We start from the raw sequence: 22,081 nt of genomic DNA on the forward strand, positions 1-22,081 counted from the left end.
AACTAATTACTGCATTGGGAGTTCTAATGCTGACGTCTTATTCTTTGTTGGTTTCTTTCTATCTCACCAAGCTCTATCATAACAGTCTGGAGAAGGGCGAACTGCTCGCGCAAAAGCAATCTATCCAATATATCGACCAATTCACCGCATCTATTAATACAAGCCTAGCATCTCTTACTACGGTAAGGGATGCTTTGCTTCAAATGCGCTCGGATGGCGTGCAGAGCCGTTCTTATGCCGTGCATATGCTCGAAACCGTCGTTCGCAACAATCCGGATTTGATTGGCTGCTATACGGTGTGGGAGCCGGATGCCTTTGATCGGCAGGATGCGAAGAACCGCATGGCGAGCGGCTACGATGACGAGACAGGGCGCTTTGTGCCTTATGTCGTGCGAACCAATAACGGACTTGAAGCCATACCGACCGTTGATTACAACATGCTGAACGGGGACGGGGATTTTTACCAGGTCGTCAAGCAATCGAAGAAATTCACCTTGTTTGATCCTTACCCCTACAATCTGAACGGCAAGGATATTGTCGTTACTTCCTTTATTCTGCCGATTCTCGAGAACGGACGGTTTCTCGGAATTGTCGGCGGCGATATTTCGCTCCAGACGGTACAGGACAAGATTCGCAGCATCCGGCCGCTCGGCGGCCATGCCAGCATCATTACGTCCAATAACTACTATCTGGCTAACGGCGCCTATCCGGACCTTGTCATGAAGCCGTATGAGATGTGGGAGGGCGGAGACTCCATTAACGACTATAAGAAGAGCTTCTCCACCATTCAATACACGCCTGACAGGCATGCAGACGGGCAAATGCTCCGGATACTGATTCCGATTCGGATTCAGGATTTTACGTGGCATTTCGAAATGGTGATCCCAAAGAGCAACATGCTGACGCAGTATTACTCGTCGTTATGGAGTTCGATTCTGATCGCTGCCGCAACGGTTATCCTGATGTCTCTGCTGGCATGGTTGATGCTTAAGAAAATTGTTCTGGGAAATATAAAAAAGGTGATTCAGGTTACCTCGGCCGTTGCGATCGGCAACGAAAAGCTGAAGCTCGATATCCGGTCGAACGACGAGTTCGAGACGATGGCCAATCACTTTAACCGGATGGTTGATTTCCGCAAGGAAGCCGAGCATCTGATCCAGCATCAGGCGACCCATGATCTGGTTACCGGGTTCCCCAACCGTTACGGTTATTCGCGCTATGCGGAGACGATAACGGGCAGCAACGGGCAATTTGCCTTGCTGTATATCGATTTGGACCGGTTTAAAATTATTAACGAGACGCTGGATTATACGATGGGGGATATGCTGCTGAAGCAGGTCGGCAATCGGATCTTTGAAGTAACGGGTCAGGCCGGCCGGGTATTCCGGTTTGGCGGCGACGAATTTGTCGTGCTTTTGGATGAAATCAGCTACCTCGGACAAGCAATGGCGGTTGCGGCGCGGATTTTGAGCGTTATTGCGGAGCCCATCAAGATGAAGGGAAGACTCTTCTACCTGACCGCAAGCATCGGGATGAGCGTTCAACAGGAATGGACGCCAGGTACCGGCGACCGTCTGGTGAAGGAATCGGATATCGCCCTGTACGTGGCGAAGAAGCAGCGCAATACGTACAAGCTGTATTCCCCGATGATGAACAATGTTCCGACCAAAGAGCTTATATTGGAGAACAGTATGTTCGAAGCGCTGGAGTCCAACCAGTTCATGCTTCATTATCAGCCGAAGCTGGAGATTGGAACGGGCCGTATTCACGGGGTTGAAGCGCTGCTGCGCTGGAAGCATCCGGAGTTTGGCATGGTGTCGCCGCTCGAATTTATTCCGATAGCCGAGAAGACGGGCTTTATTATTTTGCTCGGGGAATGGGTGTTAAGGACGGCCTGCCGGCAGGCGAAGCAGTGGGAGCGGATGGGGCTTGATTCGATACTCGTCAGCGTAAATATGTCCATGCTCCAATTCCAGCAGCAGGACATTGTAGCCGGCATCAAGTCGATTATTGAGGAGGCGGGTGTCCGTCCGGAGCAAATCGAGCTGGAGCTCACCGAGTCGATCTTTATGGAAAATCCGGAGCATACGCTGCGAATTCTGCATGAGCTGCAAGCGCTTGGTTTAAAGCTGTCGCTTGATGATTTCGGTACGGGCTATTCCTCCTTGAGCTACCTGCAGAACATTCCGATTCATTATTTGAAGCTGGATAAATCGTTTATCCGGGGAATCGTGAGGGATATCCGAAAGCAGATGATTTTCAAATCGATCATTGTAATTGCGCATAATCTCAATATGAAGGTGGTCACGGAAGGCGTGGAGACGGCGGAGGAGCTGCAGATTATAAAAGAGCATAATTGCGATCTGATGCAGGGCTATCTGTTCAGTCCGCCGGTTACGCCGGAACGCTTCGTTGAATTGTTCCGGTCGGACAAATGCCCGGAAGAATAAACGCTTACAGGAAAAGGCGCTCCCCCGTCACGAAGACGGAGGAGCGCCTTTGATATGGTTAGATCGTCCATTGGGAATGGACGATGGCAATTAGGTACCAGGCGCCGTTATGCTCCTCGAGGACCAGGATCAGGCTTTCCCAATCCATGCCGCTAAGCTCCGGATCGAATCCGCTGAAATAATAATCAAAGTAGGTGCTGCCCGGATAGATCTCCTCAATATTGACAAGCATATTGCCTTTGCCGAGTATTTCGTTACGCTTGACCTTATCGGCCTCCGCGAAGTTTTGATCATAGACGAATTTATTGAAATAATCGCGGAACGCTAGGCTGATCGGTTCGCCCGAGCCGTCGTAGCTTCCCCATGTATATAGCTTCGGATCGTCCCAAGCGGGCAGCTCGCCGGCCTTGAAGGTCAAGGCGGCGTCCTTTTCGATATGACCGTATGGAGAGAACAATAGTCCCTTCTCGGGATGAATATAGCCGGACAGCTTCTCGAGGTCGTGCTGCTTTATGGCGTTGATCACAGCTTTGGCCGCTTCTTCCGCCGTTGCCGCCGGCGTCGAAGTTGGAGTTGGCGCAGGCGTAGATGCAGGCGTAGGTGTAGGTTCGGCCGACTGCGAATTATCATTACCTCCTAGACCCAAGCATCCGCCAAGTACCAGCATGACGGCCAAAATACTCAATAGACGCCACATAAGCCTCACTCCATTTTCAGCGTATTTTATTTTATCTTACCTGTTTTCTTATCCTATTAAACGGAAATCCAACCGGGATGTTGCATCTGCCGTTTGTTTTCCGCTATTGTACGGCTTTTGTTTAGGACAAGGGCTTGGGGCGGTCCTTCATGTACGCGGTTGGCGTTTTGCCGGTCCCGCGTTTGAAGATGCGCTGGAAGTAAGACAGGTCGCGGTAGCCGACGGATTCCGAAATTTCCCCTACCGTAAGATTGGAATCCACGAGGAGATAGATTGCTTTTTTCACCCTCGCTTTATGGACGTATTCGCTTATGGTCTGTCCGGTAACCCGCCGGAAAAGCGTAGCCGCGTAATTCGGACTTTTGTGAATATGCTCGCCAAGCTCCTCTTTCGTAATTTTCTGCTGATAGTAGTTCATGATATAGCTTTTCATCCGTTCGACCTGCTGATGGGCGGCGGACGTAGCCGGTCCTTCGTCAAGCTCCCTGTTCCAGAGGGCCAGGCATTCGTACAAGATCGCAAGGCCAAGCACATCGGCATACAAATGCTTCTCCGTCCATTCGTTATGCATGGTCTTGATCCGCTCCAGAATCAACTCATACGCGCCGGTTCTCGCTTTCACCCAATGATTGTTCTGCAGGAGAGGGAGCGGCGGAGTATCCGCGGTAAATTCAATGACATACTTCTCATGAAACACGGTAGGCACACATTTGCCATAGTAAGATTGGCAAGCCGGGATATATAATAGATCGCCTTTTTCTAAAATAATTTTCTCGTTCCCGACCCAGTATACCACCTTGCCGTAACTCGCCAATACAAGCGTGGATACGCCCTCCGGGCGATTGCCGTTGTCGAACCAGTCGGTGCCTCTGTCTTGTCTGACTTGCTGCAGGGTAAGCATCTAGAACGATGTCCTCCAATTCCGTTGTGTACTATATTTCTATAAGAGTACTATATTTCATGGTCGATTGGGAAGAAACGAGCTACAATAAGGTTATTCTTGTTTACCACAAATACAGACTTGTACAACCAGGAGGAATCAGCGACATTATGCGCAAGACGAAAATTGTTTGCACCATGGGACCTGCATGCGAATCGACGGAAGTATTGATTGACATGATTAACGCGGGGATGAACGTTGCCCGTTTGAATATGGCACACGGAGAGCTGGAGGATCATGCGGCGCGTATTGCGCGTATTCGCGAAGCTGCTGCGGCTACGAATAGCATTGTTGCGATTTTGCTTGATATTAAAGGTCCGGAAGTGCGGATCGGCAAGCTGGAGGAGGCTTCTTACCTGCTGAAGGTTGGGGAGAAGCTGACGCTGACTACGGAAGAGATTATCGGTAACGGCGAACGTATTCACGTGAACTATGCGGAGCTGCCGCTAGTCGTGAATCCAGGCAATAAAATTTTACTCGACGACGGTCTTATCGAACTGGAAGTTGTGTCGGTGGACGGAACGGAAATCGAGTGCTTGATTCTGAACGGCGGCGTCATTAAAGCAAGAAAAGGCGTCAACCTGCCGGGCATCCGCACAACGCTTCCCGGCGTAACGGAACGCGACATCCGCCACATCCAATTCGGCATCGAGCAGCAGATTGATATCATCGCTCCTTCCTTTGTGAGAAGAGCGGAGGATATTTTGCAAATCCGCGAGCTGCTTCATGACGGCGGCGCAGGGCATATTCAAATTATCTCGAAAATCGAGAATGAAGAGGGCGTTAATAACCTGGATTCGATCATCGAAGCTTCGGACGGCATTATGGTTGCCCGCGGCGACCTTGGCGTAGAGGTGCCGGCTTGGGACGTGCCGATGATCCAGCGCGAAATGATCGCGAAATGTAACACGGCGGGCAAAGTGGTTATTGTTGCGACGCAAATGCTGGATTCGATGCAGGTTAACCCTCGTCCATCCCGCGCGGAAGTAAGCGACGTGGCGAACGCCGTCCTCCAAGGCACGGACGCGATTATGCTGTCGGGCGAGACGGCTGCCGGCAAATATCCGGTAGAATCGGTCAGCATGATGGCTTCGATCGCGGTGAAGGCCGAATCCATGATGGATTACTTCGATGAGTTCCAGCAGCGCAGAGGCGCTCAACCAACCACGATTACGGAAGTTATCAGCCAAGCGGTCGTAAGCTCGTCTCTCGAGCTGAACGCGAAAGCGATCGTGACCCCAACGGAGAGTGGCTTCACGGCACGCATGGTATCGAAATACCGTCCGAAATCGCCAATCATTGCGGTTGCTTCGGATGAGAAGGTTCTGCCTCGCCTGGCTGTTATGTGGGGAGTTATCCCTGTTAAGGGCGGCCGGCCTAATTCGACGGACGATATTTTTGAATCGGCCTTAACAAACGGCGGCAGCACGGGCCTTCTGGAGAAGGGCGACTACGTTGTTATTACGGCGGGTACGCCAACAGGCAAAGCAGGCGCTACCAATCTTGTGAAGATTGCTCAATACGGCCTATAATAGATCGATATAAAGCGTTACATGTAGATTTGCAGTAAATACCGTTTAAGACACAACAAGCCCCTTCCCGGCCGGGAAGGGGCTTGTTGTATATCCGCTTAGGCGTTGCTTACGGGAGTTGCTGCAGGGATTGGGGGTTCGCCGGCAGTCTCGCGGGTCTCGCTTGGAGCTTCATCTGTTTGCTCAGCCGATTCCGCTGCGGCTGCGGATGCAACCGCCGAATGCTCCTGAACCGTATCTTCTTCTGCGCTTGCCGCAGCCGCTTCCGCCGCTGCTTGAGCGGCTTTCTTCTTGCGGTGTCTTTTTCGGAAGAACAGAAACAAGACGATTAGCGGGACGGCGATAGCGAACAAATAATACGATGCGTTATGGACCATCTTTTCGGCCGCTTGGCCATAGAAGTAAATCAGTCCGCCGACCAAATAAAACTTTGCCGCTCTGCCCACTGCCGCGTACATAATAAGGCGCCACAAAGGAAAGTTCAGCGCGCCCGACAAAATCGTAAACACTTTGAATGGAATGGGGGTAAAAGAACCGATCAGTACTGCGGTGTCTCCATTCTTCTGGAACATGTTCGTAGCGGATTCGATCCATTCCTTTTTGAGGATTTTGTACAGAATGGAATTACCCAATAATTTGCCGATCATATAGCCGATAGGGGTGCCTATCAAACAACCGATATATCCTACGGTAGCCAGCATAAACGCGTCATGCGGATTTACGAGGCTTAATGGAACCTGGAGGAATAAGGCCGGTATTGGAAAGATGATTGCATCAATCATGGAATGAACGAACAAACCCCAGGGGCCAAATTTCATTAGGAAGTCTACAATTTCTTGGAGCATGAAAATGGCACACACCTCTCTACGCATGGAAAGCCGTAGTTAATTATACGATAGTTTAGGACTTAGGTTTCACTTTTTTTCTGGTCACGCAAGAATGATAAGTAAATTCCTTTATTTTCGACGCCTTCTCCTGCCTCGATTTTGTATCTCCGTTACGCTTGATACCTTTTATGTTCAGATTGTGTTAAATACATGTTAGTTTATTTAACAATATTATCTACTAAAATTTCTCAAGTGTTCAGGAAAAATAAAGAAAAACCTAGATATATGCTGATGATAACGCTTAAATGGTGTTAAATGAGGTTTGTTAATATATGTAACATAAAATAGACTTATAGATGTTCGACATAAATAGATAGAATAGGGAGGAAGACAAATCATGACAAACGTTGTAAGAGATGTGTTGGGTAAAAGGTTTATTGTACTGCTTTTGCTGCTTTCCATGGCGGCAGGGACGGTTGGGATCGTTGTTTCGAGAAACTTGGCGAATGCTGCCGAACCCGTGCAGCTCCCAACGTTCAACATTCCGCCGGTCTCTGCTGAATTCGAAGCTTCGGAAAAGCCGAATGTTCTTGTCATTGCTACCGGAGGCACGATTGCGGGAGCGGCAAGAAACGGCGACAAAACAAACTTCCAGAACTATGCCGCGGGTACATATACGATGGCGGACATGGTAGCTCAGCTGCCGGTGCATAAGACCGCGGACGTATCGACTTTCCAGTTCGGCAATAAAGGCTCAGGCAGTTATACGATAAAAGATTTATATGATCTCTCCCTGGCGGTTGATACCGCTCTTGCGGACTATGACAGCGTAGTCGTTACGACGGGGACCGACACGATGGAGGAAATTGCTTATTTCCTAGACCTGACGGTCCGCAGCGAAAAGCCCGTAGTCGTTACGGGTGCTATGAGACCTTGGGACGTTATCGGAACGGATGCTCCGGCAAACCTGTACCAAGCGATCAAGGTAGCAAGCAGCAATAAAACAAAATGGTTTGGCACCGTGTTGATGCTTAACGACGTAATTTACGCGGCTCGCGAAGTGACCAAGACGAACGCGCATCGTCTGGATACGTTTGATGCCCCGATGTTTGGCGCCCTTGGCTATGTGGACGATCCGGCTGTTCGGATTTATCGCGCGCCTGCCAGAGCGATTAAAGCCGGCACGGAACAATGGGCAACCCCGTTTGATCTGAAAACGATCTCCAAAGACAGCCTTCCCATTGTGGAAATTGCGTACAGCTACCAAGAAGCAGGCGGCGGCGCGATCCGCGGATTCGTGGAAGACGGCGCGAAAGGGATTGTAACAGCGGGAACCGGCGCCGGCGGCATCTCCTCCAAGATGAGTCAGGCGCGTTCGGCAGCTATTCAACAAGGCGTAGTATTTGTTACGACTACTCGGACAGGCTCCGGTACGATGTACGACAGCGGAACGGGCGCAACGATCGGCGGGGATAACCTGAATGCGGCGCATGCCCGCATGCTGCTTCTGCTGTCCTTGGCGTTCACAAGCGACCTGCCGACTATTCATTCCTGGTTCCAATCGTTTGGTACGGGAGATGTTGAAATTTCGGTTGACGAAAATACGGTATTGAAAACATCGGTTGAAGAAGAAGCGGAAGAGCCGGTGGTAGAGGTGCCTGCATCGGAAGAGCCTTCGGTTGAACCTTCGGCAGAGCCATCCGCCGAGCCCGTTGTGACGGAGCCGGTAGAAACCGCGCCTGCGGTAGAAGAGCCTGTTGGCGCGCATTAAACAGGAACCGTACACGAAGGGAGGGTAACCGGATATGACTGTCATCGGCAATAATCGAATGCTGCGGAGATTTCTCTCTCCTCTCCTGATCCTAGCGCTGCTCTCCGGATTTATGGGGTATGCGCGAGCGGCGGAAGAAGCAGCTCCACAGCTTCCCACTTTTGATATCCCCGCCTTATCGGCGGAGTCTGCGGCATCGCCGCTTCCCAATATTATGGTTGTGGCAACCGGAGGTACTATCGCGGGAGCGGCATCGCGCGGGGATAAAACAAATTTCCAGAACTATGCGGCCGGCACGTACAAAATGGCGGATATGGTCGCGCAGCTTCCAAGCCATAAAAATGCCGACGTATCGACTTTCCAGTTCGGCAATAAAGGTTCGGGCGGCTATTCGATGAAGGATCTGTACGATTTGTCTCTGGCCGTCGATCAGGCTCTTTCGGTTTACGACGGAGTAGTCGTAACAACAGGCACGGACACGATGGAGGAAATCGCGTATTTCCTAGATTTGACGGTGCGCAGCGAGAAGCCGGTTGTAGTGACAGGGGCTATGCGGCCATGGGATGTTATCGGAACGGACGGTCCGGCTAACCTTTATCAAGCGATTAAGGTAGCGGCCAGCAATAAGACCAAATGGTACGGAACGGTTATTATGCTCAACGATGTCATCCAGGCGGCGCGCGAAGTAACCAAGTCGAATGCCCATCGCCTCGATACCTTTGATACTCCGATGTTTGGAGCGCTTGGGTATGTCGATGATCCAGCCGTTCGGATGTACCGGCTGAATGCCCGGGCTCTGAAAGCGGGAACGCCGGAATGGTCGACTCCGTTTGATCTGCGGACGATATCGAAGGATGATCTGCCGCTAGTCGAGATTGCCTACAGCTATCAGGAAGCGGGCGGCGGCGCGATTCGCGCGCTGGTGGAAGACGGTGCCAAAGGGATTGTCACCGCCGGAACCGGAGCGGGCGGCATTTCCTCGAAGATGAGCCAGGCGCGCAGCGCGGCGATTCAGAAGGGCGTAATCTTTGTTACGACAACCCGGACAGGCTCTGGCACGATGAGCGGCAGCGGCAACGGAATTATTGCCGGGGATAACCTGAATCCGCAGCATGCTCGCATGATGCTTCTGCTTTCACTGTCCTTTTCAAATGATTTTAATACGATAAAAGATTGGTTCGAGACCGTAGGCGCGCAGGATATCGTAATGGATGATCCGGCTCCTCCGGTGTGGCCGGCTAATGCGGCGCTTGTCTCGGATACGCAGACGACGGACAGCATTGCTTTAAGCTGGCCTCAGGCTGCCGATTCTACCCGCGTGGCTGGTTACGCCATCTATCAAGGTTCGGAAGAGACGCCAATCGCCAAGGTAGCTTCCTCGGCTAGAACGTATATAGCAAAAGGTCTTTCTTCCAATACGTCTTATACCTTTACGGTCAAAGCCTTTGACGATAAAGGAAATGAGAGCGTTGGCCTCACCGGTTCGTTCAAGACGGGCTCATCCGGCTCAGGCTCCGGCTCAGGCGGCGGAACAGGTACTCCTCCGGGCAGCAACGAGCTTACCGTTCCGCCTGGCGGCTCCGGCGAGCTGAGCGTCTTTGACAACAGTCTTACGGTGAAGGTGCCAAGCGGAGCGTCCAAGGAGCAGCTTATCGTTTCCATTCAAAAGCTGACGCAGGCCGGCGGCCTTATCGATGCGGATGATGTGCTGCTGTCCTCCATATTCGAAGTGCTCAAAAACCAAGCGGGCAACTTCCTGGTTCCGGTAACGTTGACCTTCAAATTTGATGCTTCGTTAGTGAAGGAAGGCAAAAAGCCTTCGGTCTTCTATTATGATGAGACGAAAAAGCAATGGGTGGAAATGGGCGGAACGGTTAACGGAAGCACGATCTCCGTGCCAACCGACCATTTCACGAAGTTTGCCGTATTTGCGGTAGACGCGGATCCGGCGGCACCGGACTTCTCCGATATCGCGGGACACTGGGCAGCAGCTTCAATCCGCGCCGCGGTAGCAGCCGGTATCGTCAACGGCTACAGCGACGGCACCTTTAAGCCGGAGCTTACCGTAACCCGCGAAGAGTTTATTGCGATGCTGATGCGCGCGCTTAAGTCGGAAGAGCCAGGAGCGGACTTGACCTTCAAGGATAACGGTTCAATCGGCGCATGGGCGAAAGCAGCCGTAGCGCAAGCGGTCGCCGCAGGAATTACAAGCGGTTATCCGGACGGAACGTTTAAGCCGGGCAACAAGATCAGCCGCACCGAGATGGTCGCGATGATCGCGAAGGCTCTGAAGCTGACAACGGGGGAAAATGCCGCAACGAGCTTCTCCGACAATGCCGATATCCCGGCATGGGCGAGGGGCGCGGTGAACGCGGTGGCGGACAAAGGCATTATCCAGGGCCGTCTGAACAACCGTTTTGTTCCCGCGGGAACGGCAACGAGAGCGGAAGCCATTACGGTTATCATGAAGCTGCTCGATGCCAAATAAGATGAGATAAAAGCTGCTCCGCATGGCTCGACATGGCCCTAGCGGAGCAGCTTTTTGATTATTTTTCATACAAGCTCCGGCTTGTCAAACTAGTCCGCATAATTGGCCAAGTCCCTTCATAGACATGTTACCAGTGGGAAAAACATTGTGAAGAGGGGATGATTGTAATGCGTCGCATGACATGGGCAGCGGCAATCTTGTTAGTGTTTTCACTCGTTCTTAGCGCATGCGGGAAGAAGGACGCCGAGTCCGTGGTCAAGGAGCTCGACAAGGTTGTAAGCAACATGGAGAGCTACCAAGGGACAGGCACGATGAAGCTTCATACGGGGCAGCAGGAGCTGACTTACAACGTTGAAGTTTCTTACCAGAAGCCCCATTATTACCGTATTAAATTGACGAATGCAGAGAAGGATATTACGCAAATTGTTCTGCGCAACGATGACGGCGTGTTTGTCCTTACGCCGCGTCTGAACAAAGTGTTCCGCTTCCAAAGCGACTGGCCGCAAAATCAAGGGCAGGTATATCTCTATCAAACGCTGATTCAAAGCATTTTGACGGACAACTCGCGCCAGTTCGCGGTTGACGATAAATCCTACGTCTTTGATGTCATGGCCAACTATAATAACGGCACGCTTGCCAGACAAAAAATTTGGCTGAACAAATCGGATTACAAGCCGGTTCAGGTTCAAGTCAGCGACGCAAATGCTTCCGTGATGGTGCAAGTCGACTTTACGAGCTTCGAATTTGGTCCAAGCTTTGACAAAACGACGTTCGAGACGGAAGCAAACATGCAGTCTTCGCCTTCGAGCGGAGGCACCAGCGATCAGCCGACACTCGCCGATCCGGATCAAACGGATGTGAACGGCAGCGCAAACGAAACTTCCGGGGACAGCAACAGCAAGGATGCCGTAACGCCGGATAAATCCACCGAATCGAAAGACGACAGCAAGGCTGACGGCAAAACGGACGATAAAGCAACAAAAGACGACGACAAGAACGCGGCGGCGGAAGACGAAGAGGATGCGGACGATACGGCAGCCAACCCGCAGGCGGATGCGGCAGCCGATCTCCAGGTTATGGTTCCGACGGACCTCCCGGAAGGCGTCGTTATGAAGGATAGCATGGATATCGTATTCGGCGGCTTGCCTGGCGTTGTATCCCGCTATACGGGAACTTACGACTTCTCGCTGATTCAGACCCAGCCTAAAGATATGGCAGCAACTTATTCGGGAGGCACCTTCCTTGATCTCGGATTCACGATTGGCGAGCTGACCGGCGGAGACGATCAGAAGACGCTTACTTGGATCGTGGACGGCACTGAGCTTCGTCTGACAAGCAGCACGCTTCCTGAGACGGAAATGATCCGAATTGCCCAATCCGTTCAAGCGGATACGACCAAATAAGATACTGCTAGGTTAGAGCGGACGAATTTTTTTTCCAAGACGTGCTATCCGATTAAGGCCGCCATTTCATTGACAGCCCAAGCGACAACGTATAACATTAATCCTATTGATGTTTACAGTTGCTCGGGATTGCTCGGGGCTGCCGAATGAGGAGAAGGTGAACCGACTTGGAATCGTATTATCGCCCGACAAGGGTAGAAATTTCGCTTGATGCGCTGAACCGCAACCTGCAAGCGTTCCGCAGCGCTATGCCTGAAGGGCGATTGCTGATGGCTTCGGTCAAAGCGAACGCGTACGGGCATGGCGCAGTGGAAATCGCCCGCGAGGCAGAGCGGTTCGGCGTTGATTATTTGGGCGTAGCCTTTCTGGATGAGGCGCTGCAGCTTCGGGAAGCCGGGATCGCGACGCCGATTCTTGTGCTTGGATTTGTCCCGGCAGCTGCGCTGGCTATCGCGCGCGACAAGGATATAACCGTCGCGTTGTTCCGCGAGGATATATTGACGGTGGCGGCGGCTCTTCCTCTTCACGCCGATGGAAAGAAGCTGAAAGTCCACATTAAGATCGATTCCGGAATGGGGCGGCTTGGGATAATCGGCAAGGATGAGGCGATTGCTTTTATCCGCAAAGCGCTGGATGTTCCGCAGCTGGAGGTAGAGGGCCTGTTCACTCACTACGCCAAAGCGGACGAGACGGACAAGAGCTATACCCGCCAGCAGTATGAGCGCTTTCACGCTGTTGCGGAGTATGTGCGCAGCCATCGGCTGCCGATCCGTATCCTTCATGCCGCGAACAGCGCAGCGGGTATTGATACGCCGGAATACGGCGGCGACATGGTTCGCCTTGGCATCAGCATGTACGGTCTTTATCCTTCGGATGAAGTAAGCCGCGAGCGGATCAAGCTTGAACCGGTGCTTTCGCTCAAGACGGAAGTCGTCATGGTGAAGAAGACCCCTCCGGGCTGGGGAATCAGTTACGGCACCCGGTATGTGACCAGCCAGGAAGAATGCATTGGCACGCTGCCTATCGGATATGCCGACGGTTTCAGCCGGATGCTGAGCGGCAAGGCCCATGTGCTTGTACGGGGAGTAAAGGTGCCTGTGCGGGGGACGATCTGCATGGACCAGTGCATGATTGCTTTGGATCCCGCGGCAGCGGATGCAGCTGTTGAGCCGGGCGAGGAAGTTGTGCTGATCGGACGGCAAGGCGGGGAAGAGATATCCGCGGAGGAGCTTGCTTTGCAGCTTGGAACGATCAACTATGAGGTAACCTGCATGCTTGCGGCCCGCGTGCCCCGCGTCTACGTAAGAGACGGACAGGTGGCAGCGGTATCGAATCCGCTCGTTTTAGGTTAGGAATTATTTACTAATCGCAACTTTTCGCGAAAAATAGAGGATTTCCGTTGTTGATCGCGAATTAGTTAAGACAATTTGGATATGCACGGAGATGCAGTAAATTCATGCAGCATATTTGATATACGCATAACATAGCTATGATAAAGTATAGTGACAGCGATTTAATGCAATAATGAATATTAATGGTTTTGGAAAAGTTTTGGGGGTGCTAGTTCGGTGGCCAATATGCAGAACACCAAGAGGATCATGATCAGCTTGCCGGATCAATTGCTGGAGGAGGTCGACGGCATCGTCGCCAAGGAAAATTCCAACCGCAGCGAGTTTATTCGGCAGGCCATGAAGCTGTATCTTGTGGAACGAAAAAAACGGCAGATCCGTGAGTCCATGCAGCGTGGGTATCTGGAAATGGCGAAGATCAACTTGAACATGGCCTCCGAAGCTTTTCAAGCGGAGGAAGAAGCCGATCATACGTTAGGCCGTCTCGTAAGCGGGGTGTAGAGGTTGATCGTAAAACGCGGAGATGTGTTTTTTGCGGATTTGTCACCAGTCGTCGGATCGGAACAGGGCGGAGTAAGACCCGTATTAGTCATTCAGAACGATATCGGCAACCGCTTCAGTCCGACGGTTATCGTCGCGGCCATTACGGCGCAAATCCAGAAAGCCAAATTGCCTACGCACGTTGAAATGGAAGCGGCGGCTCACGGCTTCGACAGAGACTCCGTCGTGCTGCTTGAGCAGATTAGGACGATCGACAAGCAGCGTTTAACCGACAAGATCACCCACCTGGACGATGAAACGATGCGTAAAGTGGACGATGCTCTGCTGATCAGCGTTGGATTAATCGATTTTTAACGCAGGGATGGAACAAGGACGGCCATGTGCTGTCCTTGTTTTTTTGATGTCGTCGCATTTTATCGGAAAAATGGATATTTCAAAAAACCTATGGACAACTATTTAATAAATTTGCTATTATATGGTCAATTGGTTGTTAAATTACATATACGTGCACGGCTTAGCGAAGAACGCTAGCAGATCAGCCTTATTTAGGCTACTGCTGCGTTCTTTTTTTTTGTCAAATATAAGAAAGTATAAGTTTTTTATATACTACGCTTATATTTCATCCGCGAAACGTATGCTGCCCCTCCTAAGGACGGCGCAGCCGTTTACGCTAGGCCGGGCGGACTAGAGAGGGGAGAGTCGATGAACAAAAGGAGAAATGCAGGCATTGGATTGCTTGCTGCATTGCTGTCAGGGGTTCTGGTGTATGGTTTGTTTCAGCTGCAGAAGCTGCAGCTCACACGCGAGGAAACGGTGGAGGTTGTTGTGGCCAAGCAGTTTGTTGAAGCGGGCAGGCGGTTAACGGAAGCGGACATCGCCTATAAACGGATCCCCCGCGAAGGCTACGAGCAGGAAATGCTCGTTGACGCCAAGCAGGCGGTAGGCATGGAGACTGTAATTCCGCTAGGGACTAACGAGCCTATTCTGGGCTGGAAAGTCGATAAGTACCATCTGCTGCCGACGGGCACGGAATCCACCTTTCAAATTCCGCGCGACTACGTTCGTTCCATCTCCAACGGCATTCGCGCCGGCGATAAGGTAACCGTCTATTTGTCCGGCGAGAATGAGCCCTCCAGGCGGATATTCGATTCGCTTGTGACGGTTGCGTCGGTTAAATCCTCAAGCAATGTGGAGATTGACAATATGAAGGATCCGAACCTGCTGTCGCTGGCGGAAGGGGATAAGGAACGGATGTATGCTTCCCGGCGCGATGCGAACGGAATGATCGAATACATTAATTTGAATCTGACGGAATCGCAGTGGCTGCAGATCGACGGTTATTGCAAGAACGGTCTTCATAAGCTGGTTATCGCCTACAGTCCGGAATCGTTGCAGCTGGAGGAGGATCATACGTGAATGCGAACGCGGCACCGTTAATCACCTTTGTCGGGACTACGCCTAATATTGGAACCACCTCGGCCGCATTTGCCGCAGCGTTTCGGGTGGCGGAAGCAAGCGGGAGGGCGATCGGTTATTTATGCCTGCATTTAAAGAGCGCAAAGCTTCACCGGTATTTGGGCATCGCCGAACCCGCCGTGACGCTGGACAAGCTGAGGCCGGAGCTGAAGTCCGGATCCTTAACGCCGGATAAGCTTCAGCGCGCAATGCAGCCGGTTAGAGGAATGCCGAATCTGCATGTATTGTTCGGCAATATGCTGAGGGATCAGGCAGAATTTTATTCGCCGGAGGAGATGGAGCATTTGCTGCGGATCGCCGGGCAGACGTTCTCCATGGTTGTTATTGATGTAGGCGCTTATTGGGATAACGCGGCTACGATATGCGCTCTGCGCGAGGCGGATACGCGCGTTATCGTCACAACCGATGCCTTATCCCACTTCCAGGAAGACGGAAAATGCTGGATTTCCCAAGTATCGCCGCTGTTTGGACTATCAACGGATCAATACCACACGGTTGTCATTTACTCGCCATGGAGCACAGGAGGATATCGGATGAAGGACATTTGCAAAGAAATGGGCACATCGAAACTTGGAGAATTACGGCTTGGTCATTCATTCTATGCGCAGCTCGACAGCGGTCATTACGGGCAGTGGCTGAAGGAGGATCCTGCAGGCAAGCTTGCCATGCAGGAGAGCGCCGAACGGTTGATGGACCGTCATCATATACGCAGGGTAACGCCAACGCTTGCCGTACAGCCTTGGTACCGCAAGCTGCTGGCTCACCGCAACGGTGTAGGCTCTTGAATTCGGGGGCAAGCAGGTTTTCACCGTCGGATTATTCTGCGCGGCTAAGGCTGGATCAATCTTCGGTCGCGGATTCTTTGGATAGAGGGGAAACGGCAGGACGCGGAGCGGATTTCGGAAGGCTGGCCGAAGAGATCAGGTCTTATCTGGCAGCCCCCAGAGGGCTGACGGAGGAAGAACGACGGCAGTACAGCGAGACCTTGAACCGGGCCGTGCTTGGCTTTGCATCGGAGAGGGAGCAGGTGCTGGCGATTATAGCCGATAGGCTGATTCGTCTCCGCATACACCAGTTGGATGGCTATAAGCATCCGTACGCGACGCTTGCCGAAGCCTTGTTCGCGGAGGTAATCGGACTGAATGTGCTTGAGCTTGTACTGGCCAGGAAGGACGGTCTCGAGGAGATTCAGGTTGTCGGTTCGCAGATATACGAAGTGAGAGACGGTCAAACCATGCTGTCGTCCTATCGCTTCGACCATGAGAGGGACGTGGAGCGGATTCAGCAGAACCTGGTGCTGTACAACAACGACCGGATCAATCCGCGGAAGCGGTGGGCGGAGGTGATGCTGAGGGACGGCTCGCGCGTCACGATGACCGGCTTTGGCTTTACGTCGAAGCCAACGCTTACGATTCGGTTCTTTACGGTCAGGTGCTTTAGCCTGGAAGCTTTGTGCTCCGCTCCGTACCGTACGCTCAGCCATGAGATGAGGAACATGCTGCTGGATGTGCTTGAAGCGCGGTTTAATCTGGTCATTATCGGACCGACCAACTCGGGCAAGACGCATCTTATGAAGGCTTTGATTGCCGAGCTGCCGGATGAAGAGCGGATCGTCACGATTGAGGGAAGGTTCGAGATGATGCTCGGGCGGGATTTTCCCAACAAAAATACGGTTGAATACGAAGCGGACGAGGATGATCCGCAGCACAAGGCCGAGCAGGCGTTCAAGCTGGCGCTCCGCCAATCCCCGCAACGAATCGTGCATGCCGAGATCCGCGATATGGATGCCAATATTTATGTGAGGGCATGCACCAGGGGGCATTCCGGAAGCATGACCACGGTTCACGCCAATACGCTGGAGGATGTGCCGGAAGCGATTACCGACATGTGCATGCTGGACGGAAGAGGCATGAATCCGGAGCGTTTGACGAAGAGGATTGCGGAATACGTTACCCAAGTGGGCATTGAAATGCGTTATTTGGGAGGCAGGCGGGTTATCGCCCGAATCGGTGAATTGAGCTGGGCGAATAACGAGGTCATTGTCCGGGATTGGGCCCGATTCGATGAGACAAGCGGGCAGTGGATATACCCCGAGAAGCCTTCGCCTAAAGCCAAGGCGCGTCTTGCCGAGAGGGGGTGGCGGACTTGATCAAGCTGTCCGTCGCCGCGTCGGCACTACTGCTCTTCAGCTTATGGTTTATTTCCTTGTCCAGCTGGCTGCTGGTATGGACGGAACGTCAGGAGCGAAGGGACAGATTGACATATCAAGCGAGGAACCGTCTGGGTTACCGGCTGACCGAAAAGCTGAAAAGATTCGAGAGGGTATACCGCCACCTGTCCGAGCTGCTCGAGACGCTTCAGCTCAAGCTGAAGCCATCCGGTCTCGTCATCGGATCCATGCTGCTCCTTCTGGCCGGCGTTGCCATTGGCGGTTTGTTCTTTCAGAGCATCAAAGGAACCTTGCTGTTCGGCCTTGTTGTCGGTTGCTTGCCCTATACGGTCCTGCGGGCCATGCTTGTCCAGAGACAGATGCAGCTGCAAATGGATTTTTTGCCGGCTATCGAGCTGTTCTATCAATGTTATTTGGTCACCGGAGGTCGACAGGTTCGAACGGCTTTGCAGCGCACGGTCGAAGAGCGGAGACTGCTTGGTCCCATGCAGTCGGTGTTCGAACAGCTGTACCGGAACCTGTCGGTTCGCGGCGACGACGAGGCAAGCCTTCGCATTTTTTCGGCTGCGCTTGGCCATGTGTGGGGGGACTATTTCGTCAATATTATGCGGGTAGCTTTAGCGGAGGGATCGCCTATCGCGGAGAGCCTGAAGGAACTGCTCGGGGATATGCGCAAGGCGCGGCGGGCGAACGAGCAGGAGCGGAACAAGCTGCTGGAGATCCGGATTGCCAACTTTACGCCGGTCCTGTTCCTGGCATTTTATATCGGCGTCAATGTTCGCTACAACCGGGAGAACTCCTATTACTACTACCTGATCGATCCGCAGGGAAGAGACATGCTGCTTAACGCCATTGTTCTAATATTTGCTTCTTTTCTAATGGGGCTTTGGCTGTCGCGCAAAAAGATGTAGAAAGGAGGCTTATGCTGCCTTATGGAGTCGATTATTCGCCTGCTTATCGCCGCCGGGGAGTTTCTGTTTGGCTTTCTGGGCGTTTATATGATTTTGCAAGCCTTGCCACGCAGGAGACCCAGATGGCTCCATCTGGAAGCCTTGAACTGGAGGACGGACGAGGTGCCGGATCAGTGGCTGAAGCTGCTCCGTTTATCGCGGGAGAAGGAGGCTTTTATCGAACGGGCAACCCTTCTCGCGGGCTGCGGGGTTACCGCGGACGCGGCCTGGTACTCGGCGGCAAGAAGAATCCTGCTTTTTCTGCTTCCGGCCATTGCGGCCCTGTACCGCGGCTTGTCTCTCGAAAGGGGGGCGTGGCTATGCTACACGCTGGTGCTTTCGGGATTTGTGCTCTTGTATTGGGATCTGCCTTGGCTGCGCTCTTTCCGAAGGCTGCGCGCGCAAAGGATTACGAAGGAAATTTATTTAATGAGCAACCAGCTGCTGTACCTATCCGAGTCGGCTCTTCATATCCATACCAAGCTGACCCGCTGCGTTCCGTTTACCCGGACGCTGCGCGGGGATCTGGAACGGCTGCTTGCCGAATGGTATCACGATGCGGAGCAGGCGCTGCGCCGGTTCAAGCACCGGATCGGCACGGATGACGGAATGAGCTTTGCGGAGACGATCGATTCCTTGCGGCTTCACGAGAGCCCGGAATATTACAGGCTTCTCCGCGAGCGGATTCAGGACTACAAGGAGAAGCTGGAGCTTGCCAAGGAAAGCCGGAAGGAGTCCACCTCTTACTTTTTGTTTATCATTGCGGGAATACCGATTTTGTACACCTTCCAGATCTTTATTTACCCCTGGGTGCAGGAGGGGCGCAAGCTGTTTGAATCTTTGGGCTGAACGCGCAATCGCCCGGATGCCCAAATGCGGAAAAATGCCGCGAAGGAGGTGAATCAAAATATGCGCAATATTCTGATGACCGTTATGCTGCTAGTTGTCGTCATTATCCTGTTCAACAACATTATCGCCAACGATACAACCGGAACAAGCAAGCAGATTCAGACGCAAGGCAGCTCGGCTAACACGAAGATCGGCTCTATGTTATCTACCGGTTCGGACTAAGGGGGAGCAGCGATGCGAAGTCTGCTAATAGCGATGCTGCTTCTGGTGACCGTCATTTTGCTGTATACGGGCATTACCGGAGGCGAAGGCGGCACGAAGCGGCAGGTGGAACGTTCCGGGGCGGCGATCGGTGCCTATATCCGGCAGATGAGCCCATGAGAAATATATTGGTGTTTGTGTTGTTTGCCGCTATGGTGTGCTGGATGATGTTCTCGCCTATATATAAGCATGTTCTGATTGCAAGGCAAGCGGTCTTGCAGCAGGAGACCGATTATCTGCTGGAGGTTGGCGCCAGCGGGAGCTACGGCTACATCGATGCCGTTATGATGGAGCAGTCGCGTGAGCGGCTGGCCGCTTTCGGGATGAGGCCCGAGCTTGTCCGGTTTGAAGTGACGGCTGATAACGGCCTCGCAGCGACGGAACCAACTTCTCCGCTTCCCAGGGGCACCGGGATCATGCTGAAGATGAGCTATCCTTATGAGAACTTGTTTGAGATCGACAGATTGATTGGGCTGGAGCCGATAACGGAAGGCAGCCGCATGCGGACGTTAGGAATGAAGATGAGCGAGTACATGCCGTAAGGCGCGGACAAGGAGATGCCATGTACAAGCTGATGTTGATCGTATTGATGATGACGGTATGGGTCTCGGTGCACTTTTTGCAAACGGACGAGGAGATGGCAATGAAGCTTCTTTATCAGGGGAAGCATGCCCTTAACCGCGCTGCCCATGCAGCCTCGCAGCAGCTGGATCCGGCAGCCATGGCCGAGGGGGTTATGAGGATCGATCCGGATGCGGCGGAATCGGCCGCTGCTGCTTATCTGCAGGCGAACCTGCAGCTGGATGCGCTTGGGAATCCGCTGCCGAACTCCCCCGTCCGCGAACGGGTGAATGTGCTCGTATTCGAAGTCATAAACAATGATCGTATTTTCCCTTATACGTACAGAAACGATCAATATGATTACGAGGCCATTCTTCAAAGGCCGGGAGTCGTCCTAATTATCCATGTCGTCTACCCGCGCGCGTTTACGCTGCTTGATCCAATCGAATGGGACATCAAAGGCGTGTCGGAGCTGACGGTGAGGTAGGCGTAATGAATATAATTTGATTACTATTTGGTTTAAGGGGGCCAGAACGAAGCGAAACTTTCGCTTCCTGTTGACGATCCATCATAAAATTGATCTAATAAAGGGGGAATACGGAAGTTAGGAGTTGGCTTTGAATGGAGATAAAAAAAGACGTTTCCGAGGTAGTTGTTCGAGAAAGAATAACCAAGCTGCAGGAAGCAATGCGCGCCTCGGCGATGGACGGGTTTCTTCTGACCCAAAACATAGATCTTTATTACTACACCGGCTCTATGCAGAACGGATTTGCTTTTATTCCGTCGCTTGGGGAACCGGTTTTCTTTGTGAAAAGGAGCCTTGAGCGGGCTAAGCTCGAGAGCGGCATTTCCGTTAAGGAGCTTGGAACGTTCCGGCTGTTTGGCGAGACGCTGGCACGGGAATATCCTCAGGTCTTTAAAGCCGGAACGGGAAAGCAGGCTGTTGTGGCCGCCGACCTGGATGTGCTTCCCGCTCAAACCTATCTGAAGCTGTCCGGATTGCTGCAGGCCGCCGGTGCAGGTCCGGTTGTTGACGGTTCGGCTGTCATTCGAAGACAGCGGATGATCAAATCGCCGCTTGAGATCAGCCGGTTCGAATCGGCAGCCGCCGTTGTTGACGAGGCGCTCAACGAGGCGCTTAATTTCCTAAAGCCCGGCGTAACGGAATTGGAATGGATGGCACGCGTTGAATACGAGCTGCGTATTAGAGGACATATCGGCTTGATGAGAATGCGGGGTTATAATCAGGAAATTGCGACGGGTATGTTTATCGCCGGCTCCGCAGCGGCTGTTCCTACGTATTTCGACGGTCCCGCCGGCGGGCTTGGCCTTGGCGCAACATCGCCGCAGAGCGTCAGCCGCAGAGCGATTGAACGAAATGAGCCTATTCTGATGGATATCGGCTGCTGTATCGACGGTTACGTGATTGACCAGACCCGTACGGCGGTTATTGGAGAACTGCCGGAAAAGCTGGCTTATGCCTATAACGTATCCGAAGCCATAATCCGGGAAGCGGAGAACGAAATGGTGCAAGGGGCGATCTGCTCGGCTCTGTACGCGAGAGCTCTCGAGCAGGCGGATGAAGCGGGACTCTCCCCGCATTTTATGGGCTATGGCGCTGATCAGGCCAAGTTCCTTGGGCATGGTATCGGGCTTGAGATCGACGAATGGCCGGTTCTAGCCAAAGGCTTTGATATTCCGTTGGAAGCGGGAATGGTGATCGCCGTTGAACCGAAGTTTACGTTTCCAGGCGATGGTGTAGTCGGTATAGAGAACAGCTATTTGATTACGGACGGCCGCCCTCGGGCTTTGACATTTACCAGAGAAGGACTAATCCAACTGCCATAATCAGGTAT

Annotated in this window: 21 protein-coding genes; 18 read left to right on the forward strand and 3 right to left on the reverse strand. The window is 52.6% G+C overall.

Going from position 1 to position 22,081, the window contains the following annotated elements; genetic code table 11:
- Nucleotides 1–26: 26 nt before the first annotated feature.
- On the forward strand, nucleotides 27–2,450 hold the full coding sequence (locus EV294_RS28590) for an EAL domain-containing protein (RefSeq protein ID WP_132313221.1): 2,424 nt from the start codon (nucleotides 27–29) through the stop codon (nucleotides 2,448–2,450).
- A 58-nt stretch (nucleotides 2,451–2,508) separates the two neighbouring features.
- Here EV294_RS28590 and EV294_RS28595 read toward each other — a convergent pair whose 3' ends face one another.
- Nucleotides 2,509–3,147: a hypothetical protein gene (locus tag EV294_RS28595; RefSeq protein WP_132313223.1), complete on the reverse strand. Its 639-nt coding sequence runs from the start codon at nucleotides 3,145–3,147 to the stop codon at nucleotides 2,509–2,511.
- A gap of 121 nt (nucleotides 3,148–3,268) precedes the next feature.
- Nucleotides 3,269–4,048, reverse strand: a complete 780-nt coding sequence (locus EV294_RS28600; protein ID WP_132313225.1) for an AraC family transcriptional regulator — start codon at nucleotides 4,046–4,048, stop codon at nucleotides 3,269–3,271.
- A gap of 149 nt (nucleotides 4,049–4,197) precedes the next feature.
- On the opposite strand from EV294_RS28600, the gene pyk reads away from it, so the two are divergent.
- Nucleotides 4,198–5,619, forward strand: a complete 1,422-nt coding sequence (pyk, locus tag EV294_RS28605) for a pyruvate kinase (protein ID WP_132313227.1) — start codon at nucleotides 4,198–4,200, stop codon at nucleotides 5,617–5,619.
- A gap of 98 nt (nucleotides 5,620–5,717) precedes the next feature.
- Here pyk and EV294_RS28610 read toward each other — a convergent pair whose 3' ends face one another.
- A complete protein-coding gene (locus EV294_RS28610) occupies nucleotides 5,718–6,464 on the reverse strand; it encodes a YqaA family protein (protein WP_132313229.1) in 747 nt (248 codons plus the stop codon).
- 379 nt (nucleotides 6,465–6,843) lie between these two features.
- Here EV294_RS28610 and EV294_RS28615 point away from each other — a divergent pair, with 379 nt between their 5' ends.
- The 16 genes from EV294_RS28615 to EV294_RS28680 all read left to right on the forward strand — a co-directional run bounded on the left by EV294_RS28615 (nucleotide 6,844) and on the right by EV294_RS28680 (nucleotide 22,073).
- Nucleotides 6,844–8,217 carry an asparaginase gene (locus EV294_RS28615; protein ID WP_132313231.1) on the forward strand — a complete coding sequence of 458 codons (1,374 nt, stop codon included), beginning with the start codon at nucleotides 6,844–6,846 and terminating at the stop codon, nucleotides 8,215–8,217.
- Between the two features lie 34 nt (nucleotides 8,218–8,251).
- Nucleotides 8,252–10,705, forward strand: a complete 2,454-nt coding sequence (locus EV294_RS31020) for an asparaginase domain-containing protein (RefSeq protein ID WP_132313233.1) — start codon at nucleotides 8,252–8,254, stop codon at nucleotides 10,703–10,705.
- 167 nt (nucleotides 10,706–10,872) lie between these two features.
- Nucleotides 10,873–12,108, forward strand: a complete 1,236-nt coding sequence (locus EV294_RS28625; protein WP_132313235.1) for a LolA family protein — start codon at nucleotides 10,873–10,875, stop codon at nucleotides 12,106–12,108.
- A 167-nt stretch (nucleotides 12,109–12,275) separates the two neighbouring features.
- Nucleotides 12,276–13,460: an alanine racemase gene (gene alr / locus EV294_RS28630; RefSeq protein WP_132313237.1), complete on the forward strand. Its 1,185-nt coding sequence runs from the start codon at nucleotides 12,276–12,278 to the stop codon at nucleotides 13,458–13,460.
- A 216-nt stretch (nucleotides 13,461–13,676) separates the two neighbouring features.
- Complete coding sequence (locus EV294_RS28635; RefSeq protein WP_041613299.1) at nucleotides 13,677–13,958, forward strand: CopG family ribbon-helix-helix protein; 282 nt, start codon at nucleotides 13,677–13,679, stop codon at nucleotides 13,956–13,958.
- A 3-nt stretch (nucleotides 13,959–13,961) separates the two neighbouring features.
- Entirely contained in the window at nucleotides 13,962–14,312 is a 351-nt protein-coding gene (locus EV294_RS28640; RefSeq protein WP_015842701.1) for a type II toxin-antitoxin system PemK/MazF family toxin, read from the forward strand.
- A gap of 348 nt (nucleotides 14,313–14,660) precedes the next feature.
- Nucleotides 14,661–15,374 (forward strand): flagella basal body P-ring formation protein FlgA, encoded by a 714-nt coding sequence (locus tag EV294_RS28645; RefSeq protein WP_132313239.1) that lies wholly within the window; start codon nucleotides 14,661–14,663, stop codon nucleotides 15,372–15,374.
- Nucleotides 15,371–16,219 (forward strand): CpaE/TadZ family protein, encoded by an 849-nt coding sequence (locus EV294_RS28650; protein WP_132313241.1) that lies wholly within the window; start codon nucleotides 15,371–15,373, stop codon nucleotides 16,217–16,219. The genes EV294_RS28645 and EV294_RS28650 overlap by 4 nt, the downstream gene beginning before the upstream one ends.
- Nucleotides 16,220–16,296: 77 nt before the next feature.
- Entirely contained in the window at nucleotides 16,297–17,583 is a 1,287-nt protein-coding gene (locus EV294_RS28655) for an ATPase, T2SS/T4P/T4SS family (RefSeq protein ID WP_243711830.1), read from the forward strand.
- On the forward strand, nucleotides 17,571–18,515 hold the full coding sequence (locus EV294_RS28660) for a type II secretion system F family protein (protein ID WP_243711831.1): 945 nt from the start codon (nucleotides 17,571–17,573) through the stop codon (nucleotides 18,513–18,515). Before EV294_RS28655 ends, EV294_RS28660 begins: the two co-directional genes overlap by 13 nt.
- A gap of 21 nt (nucleotides 18,516–18,536) precedes the next feature.
- Nucleotides 18,537–19,403, forward strand: coding sequence for a hypothetical protein (locus tag EV294_RS28665; protein ID WP_132313247.1), 867 nt, complete (start codon nucleotides 18,537–18,539; stop codon nucleotides 19,401–19,403).
- A 60-nt stretch (nucleotides 19,404–19,463) separates the two neighbouring features.
- Entirely contained in the window at nucleotides 19,464–19,625 is a 162-nt protein-coding gene (locus EV294_RS30505; RefSeq protein ID WP_165930839.1) for a hypothetical protein, read from the forward strand.
- Nucleotides 19,626–19,637: 12 nt separating this feature from the next.
- Nucleotides 19,638–19,784, forward strand: coding sequence for a hypothetical protein (locus EV294_RS30510; protein ID WP_165930840.1), 147 nt, complete (start codon nucleotides 19,638–19,640; stop codon nucleotides 19,782–19,784).
- Complete coding sequence (locus tag EV294_RS28670) at nucleotides 19,781–20,206, forward strand: hypothetical protein (protein WP_132313249.1); 426 nt, start codon at nucleotides 19,781–19,783, stop codon at nucleotides 20,204–20,206. Before EV294_RS30510 ends, EV294_RS28670 begins: the two co-directional genes overlap by 4 nt.
- 20 nt (nucleotides 20,207–20,226) lie before the next feature.
- Complete coding sequence (locus EV294_RS28675) at nucleotides 20,227–20,712, forward strand: hypothetical protein (RefSeq protein WP_132313251.1); 486 nt, start codon at nucleotides 20,227–20,229, stop codon at nucleotides 20,710–20,712.
- Between the two features lie 134 nt (nucleotides 20,713–20,846).
- The gene (locus EV294_RS28680) at nucleotides 20,847–22,073 is read left to right on the forward strand and encodes a M24 family metallopeptidase (RefSeq protein WP_132313253.1); all 1,227 of its coding nucleotides are present in this window, start codon (nucleotides 20,847–20,849) and stop codon (nucleotides 22,071–22,073) included.
- Nucleotides 22,074–22,081: the final 8 nt, after the last annotated feature.

The organism is Paenibacillus sp. BK033, assembly GCF_004345425.1.
In the GTDB taxonomy this organism is placed as follows: Bacteria; Bacillota; Bacilli; order Paenibacillales; family Paenibacillaceae; genus Pristimantibacillus.